The 12,277-nt window shown below is 50.1% G+C and carries 17 protein-coding genes and 3 pseudogenes; 8 read left to right on the top strand and 12 right to left on the bottom strand.

Annotated features, from left to right (window positions below):
* Nucleotides 1–87 (bottom strand): annotated as a pseudogene (locus tag F3J37_RS28065) (sulfite reductase); the annotation flags it as partial.
* Nucleotides 88–127: 40 nt separating this feature from the next.
* On the opposite strand from F3J37_RS28065, the gene F3J37_RS27365 reads away from it, so the two are divergent.
* Entirely contained in the window at nt 128–490 is a 363-nt protein-coding gene (locus F3J37_RS27365) for a cupin domain-containing protein (protein ID WP_166936760.1), read from the top strand.
* A 209-nt stretch (nt 491–699) separates the two neighbouring features.
* Here the strand turns inward: F3J37_RS27365 and F3J37_RS27360 are convergent, their stop codons facing one another.
* A complete protein-coding gene (locus F3J37_RS27360; RefSeq protein ID WP_166936758.1) occupies nt 700–1,038 on the bottom strand; it encodes a hypothetical protein in 339 nt (112 codons plus the stop codon).
* Nucleotides 1,039–1,266: 228 nt separating this feature from the next.
* Between F3J37_RS27360 and F3J37_RS27355 the strand changes: the two genes are divergently transcribed.
* Complete coding sequence (locus F3J37_RS27355) at nt 1,267–1,494, top strand: hypothetical protein (protein WP_166936738.1); 228 nt, start codon at nt 1,267–1,269, stop codon at nt 1,492–1,494.
* A 104-nt stretch (nt 1,495–1,598) separates the two neighbouring features.
* Here the strand turns inward: F3J37_RS27355 and F3J37_RS27350 are convergent, their stop codons facing one another.
* The 3 genes from F3J37_RS27350 to F3J37_RS27340 all read right to left on the bottom strand — a co-directional run bounded on the left by F3J37_RS27350 (nt 1,599) and on the right by F3J37_RS27340 (nt 3,156).
* Nucleotides 1,599–1,829: a hypothetical protein gene (locus tag F3J37_RS27350; protein WP_166936756.1), complete on the bottom strand. Its 231-nt coding sequence runs from the start codon at nt 1,827–1,829 to the stop codon at nt 1,599–1,601.
* 140 nt (nt 1,830–1,969) lie between these two features.
* The gene (locus tag F3J37_RS27345; RefSeq protein ID WP_240154190.1) at nt 1,970–2,524 is read right to left on the bottom strand and encodes a plasmid fertility inhibition factor family protein; all 555 of its coding nucleotides are present in this window, start codon (nt 2,522–2,524) and stop codon (nt 1,970–1,972) included.
* On the bottom strand, nt 2,524–3,156 hold the full coding sequence (locus tag F3J37_RS27340) for a recombinase family protein (protein WP_166936754.1): 633 nt from the start codon (nt 3,154–3,156) through the stop codon (nt 2,524–2,526). The genes F3J37_RS27345 and F3J37_RS27340 overlap by 1 nt, the downstream gene beginning before the upstream one ends.
* Nucleotides 3,157–3,741: 585 nt before the next feature.
* Here F3J37_RS27340 and F3J37_RS27335 point away from each other — a divergent pair.
* The 4 genes and pseudogenes from F3J37_RS27335 to F3J37_RS27320 all read left to right on the top strand — a co-directional run bounded on the left by F3J37_RS27335 (nt 3,742) and on the right by F3J37_RS27320 (nt 6,061).
* Nucleotides 3,742–4,435: pseudogene (locus F3J37_RS27335) on the top strand (tyrosine-type recombinase/integrase).
* Nucleotides 4,436–4,694: 259 nt separating this feature from the next.
* Complete coding sequence (locus F3J37_RS27330) at nt 4,695–5,315, top strand: AAA family ATPase (protein ID WP_166936752.1); 621 nt, start codon at nt 4,695–4,697, stop codon at nt 5,313–5,315.
* A 189-nt stretch (nt 5,316–5,504) separates the two neighbouring features.
* Entirely contained in the window at nt 5,505–5,738 is a 234-nt protein-coding gene (locus tag F3J37_RS27325) for a plasmid partition protein ParG (RefSeq protein WP_100701399.1), read from the top strand.
* A gap of 83 nt (nt 5,739–5,821) precedes the next feature.
* Nucleotides 5,822–6,061 carry a hypothetical protein gene (locus F3J37_RS27320; RefSeq protein ID WP_166936750.1) on the top strand — a complete coding sequence of 80 codons (240 nt, stop codon included), beginning with the start codon at nt 5,822–5,824 and terminating at the stop codon, nt 6,059–6,061.
* 313 nt (nt 6,062–6,374) lie between these two features.
* Here F3J37_RS27320 and umuC read toward each other — a convergent pair whose 3' ends face one another.
* Together umuC and umuD are read right to left on the bottom strand one after the other, a co-directional pair.
* The gene (umuC, locus tag F3J37_RS27315) at nt 6,375–7,649 is read right to left on the bottom strand and encodes a translesion error-prone DNA polymerase V subunit UmuC (protein WP_166936766.1); all 1,275 of its coding nucleotides are present in this window, start codon (nt 7,647–7,649) and stop codon (nt 6,375–6,377) included.
* 8 nt (nt 7,650–7,657) lie between these two features.
* Nucleotides 7,658–8,077 carry a translesion error-prone DNA polymerase V autoproteolytic subunit gene (gene umuD, locus F3J37_RS27310; RefSeq protein WP_166936764.1) on the bottom strand — a complete coding sequence of 140 codons (420 nt, stop codon included), beginning with the start codon at nt 8,075–8,077 and terminating at the stop codon, nt 7,658–7,660.
* A 563-nt stretch (nt 8,078–8,640) separates the two neighbouring features.
* On the opposite strand from umuD, the gene F3J37_RS27305 reads away from it, so the two are divergent.
* On the top strand, nt 8,641–8,913 hold the full coding sequence (locus F3J37_RS27305) for an XRE family transcriptional regulator (RefSeq protein WP_166936748.1): 273 nt from the start codon (nt 8,641–8,643) through the stop codon (nt 8,911–8,913).
* 77 nt (nt 8,914–8,990) lie between these two features.
* Here the strand turns inward: F3J37_RS27305 and F3J37_RS27300 are convergent, their stop codons facing one another.
* Both F3J37_RS27300 and F3J37_RS27295 read right to left on the bottom strand, forming a co-directional pair.
* Nucleotides 8,991–9,665, bottom strand: a complete 675-nt coding sequence (locus F3J37_RS27300) for an SOS response-associated peptidase family protein (RefSeq protein ID WP_166936746.1) — start codon at nt 9,663–9,665, stop codon at nt 8,991–8,993.
* Between the two features lie 354 nt (nt 9,666–10,019).
* On the bottom strand, nt 10,020–10,241 hold the full coding sequence (locus tag F3J37_RS27295; RefSeq protein ID WP_166936744.1) for a hypothetical protein: 222 nt from the start codon (nt 10,239–10,241) through the stop codon (nt 10,020–10,022).
* A gap of 387 nt (nt 10,242–10,628) precedes the next feature.
* On the opposite strand from F3J37_RS27295, the gene F3J37_RS27290 reads away from it, so the two are divergent.
* Nucleotides 10,629–11,045 (top strand): GNAT family N-acetyltransferase, encoded by a 417-nt coding sequence (locus tag F3J37_RS27290; protein ID WP_166936742.1) that lies wholly within the window; start codon nt 10,629–10,631, stop codon nt 11,043–11,045.
* A 174-nt stretch (nt 11,046–11,219) separates the two neighbouring features.
* Here F3J37_RS27290 and F3J37_RS27285 read toward each other — a convergent pair.
* The 3 genes and pseudogenes from F3J37_RS27285 to F3J37_RS27275 form a co-directional block, all read right to left on the bottom strand.
* Nucleotides 11,220–11,315, bottom strand: a pseudogene (locus F3J37_RS27285) (VOC family protein); the annotation flags it as partial.
* A 96-nt stretch (nt 11,316–11,411) separates the two neighbouring features.
* Nucleotides 11,412–11,831 carry a GNAT family N-acetyltransferase gene (locus F3J37_RS27280; protein WP_166936762.1) on the bottom strand — a complete coding sequence of 140 codons (420 nt, stop codon included), beginning with the start codon at nt 11,829–11,831 and terminating at the stop codon, nt 11,412–11,414.
* A gap of 152 nt (nt 11,832–11,983) precedes the next feature.
* The coding region (locus F3J37_RS27275) for an IS30 family transposase (protein WP_166936740.1) at nt 11,984–12,277 on the bottom strand (294 nt) is incomplete at its 5' end.

The following is a 12,277-nucleotide window of genomic DNA, read 5'->3' as shown; positions in this document are numbered from 1 at the left end:
ACCCAGCTCACGAACAACGGCTACGATCTTTTTGCCATATTTAAAGTACAGCTCGATTGCACGAAGGCGATCCGCTTCGGAATACATAACTTATCTCCTGAGAGTCCAGGAAATCGTCCGCACCCCCATGTCTTTACCGGTAAATCTGGAACAAAAATTTTCTCTTTTCGACACCCATTGGCAGCCAAAAGTCATTGCGCAGATGAACGATTACCAGTTCAAAATCGTGAAAATAGCGGGCGACTTCATCTGGCACTCTCATCCTGAAACCGACGAGGCCTTTTTTGTAGTGGAGGGCGTATTGCGTATCGATTTTCGCGAAAGTCACGTCCTCGTTAATCCGGGAGAAATCTACGTTGTACCAAAAGGTGTAGAACATAAAACGTCAGCCCAAACGACGGTAAAAATGATGATGATAGAACCCTGTGGTGTGCTGAATACCGGACATGAGGGAGGGGAACGCACCGCTGAAAGCGATGTCTGGATCTAGCTGAGTTCTATCAGACAGCCCGGCTGGCTGCCCCTTCTGATATATCGCAGCTATATAATAACCTCATGCTTAATTCGAGCCTGAGGGTCCGCTTATCGCTCAAATCGGACATTCGCCTGTTTACGGTCCGCTTTGTGCCAGAAGCGGAAGTTCTTAATAACGATCTATGTTGAAGAACGGGAGCAGATCACGCCATGTGCGGGTGTTTTTTATGCTCTCTTTAACAGCTGCTCAAGTGATTCAGTGCTCTCGGTGAATTCGTCCGTGACCGTGCGGAAGAGCCAATCTTGATACTCAAAGTTTTCACGTCTTGAGTACAGGCATTCTGATCGATACAGTTTCTCGGGATGACTACGATTAATACCCTTTCTGTAAAAGTGGACAAGACTGTTTTCTGTTCCCTCAATCACAATAGTCAGTCCGATTAATCCTTCGAGGTTTTGGAAAATTGTAATTCCATCATCACGACCAATGCGTATCTTACTGACATTATTGATATTATAATTGAGTAGGGCCGAATTCAGGGTGCTCATATAATGTGCTTTCACAGACTAATCCTTAAGCTTATGAAATCGATTACATAAGTAAACCAGAAAAAACTGATGGGAGATATAGTGGGATTGTCCATAGAGCACAAAAAAAGAGCAGGTTTTAATGAGACTTTCTGAAATGGTGATGCAGGTCACTAAGCGATATTCCGTTTATACGCTTCGGCAAGATTATTTTATCGGTAATTTAATGAAGTAGTGATCACTAATTACTCACAGGAAATTGAGATGAAACGCATTTCCTATCTTATACTCTGCCTGTCTGCTTCAAGTTATGCCGTAAAATTTCCTGTCGATTATGTCTGTGAATATGGCAATAAATTAACCGTACCCGTTTTAGTGGAGGCAACTCCAAAGACTCATTTTGTAAATGCTAATGCACTCTGTCCAGATTGTCACCGCGATGCACATCAAGGCGCGCTTGTGTTGAAGTCGGCTAACATTACCTCAATGTAAGCTCCTCGCTCATGGCTGCCGGTCAACCCGGTAGGAAACGTGTTTACTGGTTATTACTGAAATTAAAAAATTGGGTTGAGCCACTACATTTAGCTTATCCACCTTCATTTAGGTATACAGGTTTTTATTAAATCATACAGGTAGTAACAACCCATCAAAAAGGGGAAAGCTGATATAATATAAACCAGAGGCATAAACAGGGTATAAGGCTGTGGCCCAACACCGCCGGGTTCATCAGCATAAAAGTGCTCAACCAGTGGGGGGAACAAAAAAGGCCAAATTAATAAAACAGCGGAAATCAGCGCTACTTTGACTTTCTCTTTAGTTATTTTCATATCTCTGCCTCTATCTATGATCAAGACATTGTACCAGTGAAGACTACGCAGCGCATGAAACGCGAAATATTCTCACCCGGATATACGACCCGACTCCTAGATATTCCGGTCCTTAAATAATGACCGGTTTCAACCGAACGTTACATTAACAGCGACTTCAGATATGCGACTGAGACCGGCTGTGTCTTTCTGTCGCCAGCGCCCCGGAAAAGAAGACGGGCGCATTTCTCTGAGGACACGCTGACAGGAAATATTTCGGCGCCGTTGGCCAGAAGCCAGATGGTGCGCGTGATGCCATCTGTAAAAACTGTATGCAGCACGGGCAGACCTCTGTCTATTTCATAATGCGCATCGCACCATGCCAGCTGAACGGGATTGTCACGCCCGTGCGAGAACCCTTTTTCAGCATGATGAAATTTATAATCGTCTCTCCAGGCGGACTCATCGCCGGTTGAGAGCTGACGCTCCTGTCGGGAGCGGGCCCAGGCATCCAGGAACGGACGCTTTCGTACAATCACTATCCATTTATCTGAATCATGCCGCAGCGACATTTTCATCCACGCGTTTTTACCATCACGAAGAGCGACTGAAAAGGTGCAGATTCTGTCGCCGAATCCCCCGTAATCTCTTTCTATGCTGAAAATACCGCAGGTAGCAAGAACGGGGTGTTCACTGATAATCAGGTCTGCACTCATTACGATTTCCCTTCATGGCCAGCCTGTCTGCAAACACGAATAACAGTGGCCCGGGAGACGCCAGCGAGCCGGGCCGTTTCGTTAATCGATTTCTCCTGAGTGATTCTCAGGTTACGGATCAACTCATGTTTTGCGAGGTCCGCTACCCTTCCCCGGAATCTGCCCTGCTCGCGGGCTTTAACGATTCCTTCTGCCTGACGACGCCGCCGGTCTTCATAGTCTTTACGGGATATAGCGGCCAGCATATCCAGCATCATGGCATTTATGGCTTTAAGCATGCTGTGTGTAAAGCTGTCGGTCACTGAGTTGTTCAGGGCAAGGTAGCTGGTAGGGAGATCGAGGCTAACGACTGACAGCTGTTTGTCAGCAATCTGCCTACGCAGTATGTTCCACCCTTCATCATCGAGCCTGGAAAGCCGGTCAACCTGTTCAATCAGAATAACGTCACCTGGCTCTGCGTCATCGAGCAGACGGAGCAGCTCAGGCCGGTTCATCGTAGTCCCCGAGATATTGTCAACATACCAGCCGGCAACACGTTTGTTGTGCATCAGGGCAAAATCCCTGAGTGCTTTCTTTGCTCGTGTAGCATCCTGTTCTGAAGTAGATGCGCGGAGATAACCGAAAACGTACATCTGAACTCCAAAAGAATCATTTAGGTGTTATTTCAAATAAGGGTATCACATAGGTGGTTCCATATGCGAGATCAGAGATGAAAAACGTTGGTGTCGCTAGGGTATACCTCCGGAGATAAAAGCCCTCAGGTCTCCAGTCCCGTCCTCGATTACTCCGATGTGACGGTGGCTGGCATGCCCTTCCCTACCGACTGATGTACAGCATCCGCGAGCTGGCTGTCCTGCAGAAAGAGGCTGACAGATTCGTGGCCGCTTCATCCGGAATGGACCACTCATTTCATCATCTTAATAGAGTCAGAGAGCGCTAATATCAGTATGCCTGCCTAGGGCTGAAAGCTCTTTTCTTAGTCAGACGGCTACAGAGGTCGGTTAAATTTACCAAAATCCGTCTTAACAGCTCCCCCTGGTCAGCACAGCAGGTGCTTATGGAAAAGTGGCATCAGGAAAGAAAAAGGCATTCAGAGGCCGCCGTCCCGAACGAAAAACTGATACTGCCAGATACTACGTTTACGGGTTCCGGGCCAGTTACATCCGGCCCAGCTGCCGATCACCATTGACTATCCCGCGGCTCTGGCCCTGCGCCAGATGGCCGCGCTTGTCGATGACCTGCCGAGATACCTGCTGGCGCCGGAGGTCAGCGCCCTGCTCCACTTCATGCCTGACCTGCGGCGCAAAATGCTGTTCACCACGCTCTGGAACACCAGCGCGCGCATCAGCGAGGCGCTTGCGCTCACGAGAGGGGGACTTTCTGCTGCGTCAGCAGTACCCGTTAGTGCAGCTGGCCACGCTCAAGCAGCGCGGGGATAAGGCAGAGCACCGGGCCGGACGCCGCGCCGCCGGCGTCCGGCCCCAACGGCTGGTTCCACTGTCCGACGCGCAGTACGTCACGCAGTTGGAGATGATGATCACCACCCTGCGCATACTCATTGAGCGCCGCAGCGAAAACACGGGGCGCACGGAGCGGGTGCGGCTGTGGGACATCGCCGATCACACGGCGCACACCTGGCTGAACGTGGCCGCTGAAGCTGCGGCGTCAGAGGGAGTCAGTTTCTCGGTGCCGGTCACCCTGCACACCTTCTGACACAAATACGCCATGCACATGCTGTACGCCGGCACGCCGCTCAAGGCGCTGTAGAGCCTGCTCGGCCACAAGAGCGCGAAGTCGACGGAGATTTATATGCGGGTGTTTGCGCTGGACGTCGCGGCGCGGCACCGGGTGCAGTTTCAGATCCCGGGCAATGAGGCTGTGGCGATGCTGAGGAAGGATGACACTGGGTAGGGCTCGTAAATTTGTGTTTCGTTTATGGATGCCTGCATTTTCGGAACATCATTTGAATAAAAACTCATATGCATTTTTACTCAAATGAGTTTTTACAATTGCGTTTCTTCCTTTTATCAATAACATAGTGGTGATTTGTGAGTTTATACTCATTTGTGTTTTTGAGTTAATGTGTAAAAGCTCTTTAAGCATACGCTCTAAATCTCTATACTCATTTACTCATAGCTTCATTTGAGTTTTAACGTTGGGATTATCTAATATGAAGGTTATTTCTTTTCTGAACCCAAAAGGTGGTTCTGGTAAGACGACAGCTGTTATCAATGTCAGCACTTCTATGGCCAGGAGCGGGTACAATATTGCTGTAGTTGATACAGACCCCCAGATGAGCCTGACAAACTGGAGTAAGTCTGACAAAGCAACATTCGATGTATATACAGCTGCCTCAGAAAAAGACGTTTACGGAATCCGCAAAGATCTTGCTGAGTATGATTACGTTATCGTCGACGGTGCTGGTTCGCTTTCCGTAATCACCTCTGCTGCCGTGATGGTTAGCGATCTAGTCATAATTCCTGTTACTCCAAGTCCTTTAGATTTCTCTGCAGCTGGCAGTGTTGTTACGGTGCTTGAAGCGCAAGCATATAGCCGAAAAGTTGAAGCCCGTTTCCTGATCACTCGAAAAATCGAGCAGGCAACTATGCTCAATGTTCTTAAAGAAAGCATTAAGGATACCGGTGTCAAATGTTTTCGCACTGCAATAACTCAGCGACAAGTGTATATAAAATCAATTCTCGATGGTGACAGTGTGTTTGAATCCAATGATGGCGCAGCTAAGGGTGAGATAGAAATCCTTACAAAAGAGATAGTTAGTAGTGTTGAGTGATTGAGTATTTACCCAAATGAGTGTTAATTGCACTCATGTACTCATGCACTCATTTGATTTGAGATTCGTATGCTCAAATGTTCAGATACTCAGATACTCAGATACTCAGATACTCAGATACTCAGATACTCAGATACTCAGATACTCAGATACTCAGATACTGAGTTAAATTTTTCCGTGGAGAGTCACATGGCGCTTGAAAAGGCTCATAGCAGCAGTAATAAGAAAATGACTTTTGGTGAAAACAGAGATCTTAAAAATGTAGTCACCACTCCAGTTGTGACTGGAAAAGCTAAGCGTGTAAACGTCAATTTTGATGAGGAAAAGCACCAAAGATTCAAGGCTGCTTGCGCCAGAAAAGGTACTTCTATAACAGACGTAATCAACCTCCTTGTTGATGACTGGCTGAAAAGGAACGATTAAAAGCGATCCCCTGATTAATCTACTGGCTATAAAGTTGCAAGCCATTTGAGAAAATATTGGGGGCACTGAATCTGAAGGTCACAATGAACAGACTGATCAATTTAATTTTGGGATTTATGGGGCTTAGAAAGCTTGATGGAAAAGACAGAAAAAGTGCTGCTGAATGGGGATTCCTGCTGAGTGCGGTATTTATCGTGCCTCTCTTCTTCATGCCGCACGCCAGTGAGTTGATAAAAATCAGCCTGCAGCTACTGTGGGGCGCTTGCGTGTCGCGTGCGGCATTTATGGCCAATGATACCTGGAAGAAAAACAGCTCACGCTGAAGAATACAGCAAAAAAAAAGCACAAAGATGGGAATACAGGGTCTATTGCAGCAGACGCTCGGGTATAGAGTAAACTTGCATGGGTTTACTCAGTCAGCCGACATGTTAAAGGGGGGGTACCGTCGGCGTCTCCCTGCTTTTGAAGACTGGATTCGTCAACTTTCAAGTGGTGACAAGTTGCCACGCGGTAGTTATTTCAGCGGTAAGAAACCAGGCAAGCCTCTGTATATTGTGGATGGATTCTGGCATTGATTTTCTTGAGAGGGCAGGGTGACGGCAGGCATCAGCTCCAGCTTTAGCTGTCTGCGCGTGGCTATTTAACGCGCGCCACGGGAATGTCACTCCAGCGCGTGGTCCATGCCGGTGACAACATCTCCCGTTTCATTTTCCATTCCGTATTTAATCCCTGACCCGCAAACCACATGTTGCCAAGCCCGGACTGGTTAATACCGTCCAGCACTTTCATCAGCTGCGCGCTGTTGCGCCGCGGGCCGTCCTCGTCGAACAGATTCAGCTGGCTGACGCCATTTGGCGTAAAGTCATCAAGCATGATCCCGGCTTTCATGTAGCGGCGCCCCTCCAGCCAGATGCGGTCCAGGCTGCGCATGGCCACTTCAATAACGTCACGGGTGTCCTGAGTGGGCATTTTCAGGTTCTCGCCGGCGCTGTTACCGTAAAACACCTCGCCGGGAGCGTGAGGAGACGTGCGGATAAAGATTCCGACGCGGCGGCAGAACTGACGTTCGCCGCGCAGCTTTTCAGACGCACGCGTAGCGTACTGGCAGAGCGCCTGCTGCATGGCTGATTTTGACGTGATGCGCTCGCCAAACGATCGCGAGCAGACGATCTGTTGTTTTGCGGGCGCGAACTCTTCCAGCGGAATGCAGGATTCGCGGTTCAGCTCCCGCACCGTGCGCTCCAGCACCACGCTGAAGTTTTTCCGGATGAGGGCAGGGTGAGCGCGCGACAGCTGCAGGGCATTTTCAATGCCCATGATGTTCAGCTTCTTAGCGATGCGCCTGCCGACGCCCCAGATTTCTTCCACCGGCTGATTCTGCAGGAGCGTCGCGGTACGCTTCGGGTTGCCCGTGGTCAGCGCCAGCACGCCCTTAAACTGCTTCCATTCTTTGCTCGCCCACTGCGCGCTTTTGGCCAGCGTTTTGGTCGGGCCCATGCCCACACCGACTGTCAGTCCGGTTGTGGCCAGCACGTGCGCGCGCAGGCGCCGCCCGAAGTGCTCAAAGTCTTCGCAGCCATCGATGCCGGTTATGTCGAGGAACATCTCGTCAATCGAATACTGCTCGACCTTTGGCGTCAGCTCCTCGAGGGCCGTCATGACCCTCTGCGACATAGAGTGGTATAAGGCGTAATTTGAGCTAAACACATGTATTTTCTCAGAATATTCCTCATTTTTTATCTGAAACCACGGGGCGCCCATTTTTATGCCCAGAAGCTTCGCGCCCGCTGAGCGTGCAATGACGCAGCCGTCGTTGTTGCTGAGCACCACTACTGGTTTACCGCGCAGGTCCGGGCGAAACAGCGCCTCGCAGCTGGCGTAAAACGAGTTGACGTCGGCCAGTCCGAACATGGGCATGGTTACCTCCGGCGCGCACGCGTGCTGTTGAAGAACCAGGTAACCACGCCGAGCAGCTGCAGCTCCTCCGGGTAAATGGTGGAGTAGGCCGGATTCATGGGCAGTAGGGCGAGGCGGGGGTGCAGCTGCAGGCGTTTGACCGTGAATTCCCCGTTGACCTCCGCTATCACGACATCGCCGTGCGCTGCCTCCTCGGCCCGGTCAACCACCATAACGTCGCCGTCATACAACCCCAGTCCTTCCATGCTGCTGCCGCTGGCGCGCACAAAGAAGGTTGAGGCGCGCCGGCGGATGCAAAGTTCGTTCAGGTCGAGCTCGGACTCGACGTAGTCCTGTGCAGGGGATGGGAATCCGGCGGCACACGGGTCTGCGAACAGCGGGACCCGTACGCGCGGCGTAAAGATGGGGGACCAGAGCAGCATCAGGCCGGGGCTGTACGCTGCCGGTTTCACTGTAAACTCCCGGCAGACGTTGCGGGAGTTAGGGTGGGTGCTGTATGTAATTGGTGCATAAAATCCTCCTCTGAGAACACTGTTTATATGTACAGTATTATTGAGTGGCATTTATCTGGCAAGAGGCAGTCCGGCAGATACGTCCGGAAACGGATTTATGTGGCTGAGAGCGGAGAAAAAATATTTTCCGCCGCACACTCATCGGGCATCTATGCTGATACCGGGCCCGGGCAACGTACGTAAGCGTTTCCGGGCTGTACATCAGCCGCCTGGCTTTCCGCAGTCGGGCTCCTTTATCTTTCTTTCCTAATCCCGGCACCGGAGCGTAAGCAGTCTTTGCGGGCATCGGTGACGTGACGCTTCCTCGACACGGCTGTTCGTTCCTCGCGCAGCTGCGGTACGCCTCAGCCGTGACTGCGGCGAGCGTTGGGTTCTGGCAGTTGAATGCAGGTATTTTTTCCGGACCCGTTGTGCAGACCGGACGGAGCGCATTAATCTGGACGAAATCTCTTCATAACCTCCCGGGGTAATCTATGGACGGCCATACCTCTCCCGCACGCTTTCTCGCTTATCTGCTGACTGAGCATGATATCTCCGTGACGCAGTTGTGTGATCGCAGCGGGCTGGACAGCGATATAGCCTGGGCTTTTCTGGCGGGGCGACTGCCGGTGACGCAGACGCTGGCTGAGCAACTGGGGATTGTGTTTCATTCATCCGGATTCTGGCTGACCCGTCAGGCCATCTGGACGCGGACCGAATCAGACGATGCCGCACCGGGCGATGGCGACAGGGCGCCGCTGTGCTAAATTAACCGTTGCCGGTACGGGATTATCTTATCCTTATTCACCAGGGGTAAATAAACTGTAGCCCGTACCGGCGCCTGTCAGCTGCCATTAATGCAATGGATTATGTCAGGCCCCTGATTGTGAACGTTGCCGACTTTTGTCGCTACCGGATGCCAGGTAAAGTCGGTTTCAGGCAGCGCGCTGTCATGCGCAATTTCAGCAGCCCGCGCCGGTGAAGTGTCCTGACTGAGCCATTCCCGGACCGCGTCTGCCCTGAGGACAAGAGGGCGGCGATCGTGTATGTCCACCATGCCCTGATTGCTGGCAGCGGTGACGATGACAAAACCCTCCTGCCCGTGTTCCCGATCAAAAGGCGGCTTCCCGATGGCCAAAAAAAACAACGGTTCTTTGTCCCTTTGATAAATAAAATAGGGCTGTTTTTGGTCGCCGTCTCTTTTCCACTCAAACCAGCCGGATGCCGGGACAATAACTCGGCCATGCTCCCACAAAGGCTTAAACATACGCCCTGTCGCAGCTGTTTCGCTGCGGGCGTTGATGAGCGGAGGCTTATCCCACCACTCCGGACCATAGCCCCAGTACACGGGGTCAAACTTCAGATCGCCGTCGCGCTCATTAAGTAACAGGACCTTCGTGCCCGGAGACACGTTATAACGGCCGATGGGCTCTGCGTCGTAGGTTAATTCCTCCGGGCCAATGCCCAGAGCTTCGAAAAAATCATTTCTGCTGTTGTATTGCGCAAAACGTCCACACATAAGCACCTCCTGCTATTCAGCATAGGCGGTAAACCTTTATCCGGAGGGTTCATCATGTCACATAACTCTGCAGCCCGGTCCCGAGAAGAGCGCAACCCTATTAACGTGGATTGAGCCGCGTCAGGAGAGCGTCTGAGTCTGCCGGTGACCCGGGCAGAGGCAGGGCGCCAGCAGTCAGAAAATTTAAGTGAGCACTTCATTGAGCGACTGGAAATCTATCGCAAAGAATCGTTGTGTTATCCGGGGAACGGCGTCCCCGTATATCAAAAGAAAGTTGATAATCAGTGTCTGTAGACATGGCTGACAGCGTTGTGTGAATTTACGCGCAGCAGTTCGGTTTAATATTGCTTTTGGTTATTTCTGGCTTTGCTGTGTGGATTTATCTTCTTTTTGTTTTTTATTGGCCACATGATGGCCTACTGCGCACCCGGCCGCTGCTCCTGCAACACCATGATGAGCGACATGACCTGCTACCCCCCCAACAACCGCACCTTTCACGCACCCCTTTGCTTCTGCCTGTGAACTGAATACCACGAGAAGGCTGGCGGCCAGTAAAGCTAATGGCAATTTTTTCATGCTGTTACTCCTTTTAATTACTGGTATCTTCCAGTGCTTATAAGCATAACCAAGATTTTTATAGCGGCTGTCCAAATGCATAAAGACAAAAACTTAATTACCCCTGGAAACAACTCTTCTGGTTTGACCACGCAGCAGATACCTGATCACTACCAGTTCTAATGTGTGGGGGCTGATCTTCTCCTTGAAAAGTAGTATGTCTTGATGTCAACAATGTCCGCTTTAGCACTCAGGCACCATTGGCAATCCCTAAGGCAGCTATGAGCGAGGAGCGGACGTCAAAATGATGGCGACCGGAAAGTTCTGCCACATTAGACATCACCCCTTATTGCGAATCATGCCCCATACGCCTATATAATCAGAAACCTAATTGGAAATGAGGGCACTATGTACATCTCGATCAGAAAATTACTGCCGCTTGAATGGGATCATGCCTACAGTCTGATTTCACAGCTCCGGAATATTTCCAAAGAGAAGTTTATTGAAAGCGTTAGAATTCAGACCATGAACGGTTATGAGCTTGTTGGCGCATTTGGCGCTGAGAAAATGCTTGGCCTGATGGGCTTCCGCCCCGTTCATACTCTGGCCAGAGGATCACATCTCCATATTGATGATTTGGTCGTAGATGAGGCATCAAGAAGTTCGGGGATAGGGAAAAAACTGCTGGATTTTGCCACCACTGAATCAGAAAGCAGGGATATGAATTTCGTGTTTCTTGATGCTCGACAGCAGGCGATACCATTTTATGAACGTAATGGTTTTGTGGCTCACACTTCACCTTCAATGAAAAAGCCTCTCCGATAAACCTAAGAGCCTGTAACTGAGTGTTTTACAGGTTTGCTATCATTAATGCGCGGGCATTCTGATTATCATAAGAGTTCGGCTACGCGCCGGACTAGCGCAGCCTCAGAGATGTCAGGGCAGCGCGTTCTGGTAGAGATCCCAGCGTTTGCCTGGCTGCGGCGTGTCCTTAACCTAGGTAAAGCCCAGCTTTTCGGTGTAATACTCAATCGCGCGGTCGTAGTCATCGACCACTATCGCTACGTATCCCATGCATCGCTTTTGCGTTCTCATTTCTGCTCCGTCAGGTTTTAGGCACAACAGCCCGGACACTCTCTTTTATCATAACAGTGCTGACTCGGCCTCTCCTGGAGCTATAGCAAATTGAAGTTACGTAAGCTCTTTGTACATAAAAATACTCAACAGATCTGGCGCATACGGAGGGAATGCATCGTATATCTCGTAACCGCATCTACGATAAAGTCTTATAGCCGGCTGCTGGTAAATCCCTGTTTCAAGACGTAGTATGCGCGTACTCCTTTCTGAAGCAATCGACTCGATTGCACTGACTATTTGCTCTCCGAGCTTCCTGCCCCGGTATTCCGGCCGAATATAAACCCGCTTAATCTCGGCTGAGCCGTCAGCCTGAAATAGTAAAGCACCACAACCCGCAGGTAGACCATCATAGTCGTTTACAATAATGCACCGGAGCTGCTCGTTACTGACTGTTGAAAAATCCAGACAGTGATTACTTTCTACCGGATACAGCTGGCTTTGAAAGGCATCGAGCTCGCTGACCAGCAAGGCCAGATCAGAATTACTTGTATCTACTTATGAAATGCTGAACATTCGCTATCCTCGATTCATTTTTAACTAATGAATCTAACATAATGTTCCATCAGTGACGGCTTCCAATATTTAATATAGAAATTCGTTTGCAACGTCTGCTTCTGGCTGTGAGTTCAACTGATGGACGCAACACACTTACTGAACCGTTCTGCGGGTGATTCATATTCTAGCGTTTTTCTCGGTCTTTCGTTGAGCTGCCTGGCAACGCTGTTTAGTCTCTGCTGACTGTGAACCGATAAGTCAGTTCCCTTTGGAAAATATTGTCTTAGCAACCTGTTCATATTTTCATTTGAGCCACGTTGCCAGGGAGATTGAGGATCACAGAAGTAAATCTGGATGTCTGTTTCTACAGTAAACCGGGTGTGGCTGGTCATTTCAGCTCCCCGATCCCAGGTTAATGTTTTATA

It is taken from the genome of Candidatus Pantoea communis, assembly GCF_011752685.1.
Classification (GTDB): Bacteria; Pseudomonadota; Gammaproteobacteria; order Enterobacterales; family Enterobacteriaceae; genus Pantoea; species Pantoea communis.
This window is presented reverse-complemented; position numbering and strand designations above follow the sequence as displayed.

Bases quoted from the DNA above. Each gene is read 5' to 3' on its own strand.
- F3J37_RS27365 (WP_166936760.1), top strand. From the start codon at position 128: ATGTCTTTACCGGTAAATCTGGAACAAAAATTTTCTCTTTTCGACACC.
- F3J37_RS27355 (WP_166936738.1), top strand. From the start codon at position 1,267: ATGAAACGCATTTCCTATCTTATACTCTGCCTGTCTGCTTCAAGTTAT.
- F3J37_RS27350 (WP_166936756.1), bottom strand. From the start codon at position 1,829: ATGAAAATAACTAAAGAGAAAGTCAAAGTAGCGCTGATTTCCGCTGTT.
- F3J37_RS27345 (WP_240154190.1), bottom strand. From the start codon at position 2,524: ATGAGTGCAGACCTGATTATCAGTGAACACCCCGTTCTTGCTACCTGC.
- F3J37_RS27340 (WP_166936754.1), bottom strand. From the start codon at position 3,156: ATGTACGTTTTCGGTTATCTCCGCGCATCTACTTCAGAACAGGATGCT.
- F3J37_RS27330 (WP_166936752.1), top strand. From the start codon at position 4,695: ATGAAGGTTATTTCTTTTCTGAACCCAAAAGGTGGTTCTGGTAAGACG.
- F3J37_RS27325 (WP_100701399.1), top strand. From the start codon at position 5,505: ATGGCGCTTGAAAAGGCTCATAGCAGCAGTAATAAGAAAATGACTTTT.
- F3J37_RS27320 (WP_166936750.1), top strand. From the start codon at position 5,822: ATGAACAGACTGATCAATTTAATTTTGGGATTTATGGGGCTTAGAAAG.
- umuC (WP_166936766.1), bottom strand. From the start codon at position 7,649: ATGTTCGGACTGGCCGACGTCAACTCGTTTTACGCCAGCTGCGAGGCG.
- umuD (WP_166936764.1), bottom strand. From the start codon at position 8,077: ATGCTGCTCTGGTCCCCCATCTTTACGCCGCGCGTACGGGTCCCGCTG.
- F3J37_RS27305 (WP_166936748.1), top strand. From the start codon at position 8,641: ATGGACGGCCATACCTCTCCCGCACGCTTTCTCGCTTATCTGCTGACT.
- F3J37_RS27300 (WP_166936746.1), bottom strand. From the start codon at position 9,665: ATGTGTGGACGTTTTGCGCAATACAACAGCAGAAATGATTTTTTCGAA.
- F3J37_RS27295 (WP_166936744.1), bottom strand. From the start codon at position 10,241: ATGAAAAAATTGCCATTAGCTTTACTGGCCGCCAGCCTTCTCGTGGTA.
- F3J37_RS27290 (WP_166936742.1), top strand. From the start codon at position 10,629: ATGTACATCTCGATCAGAAAATTACTGCCGCTTGAATGGGATCATGCC.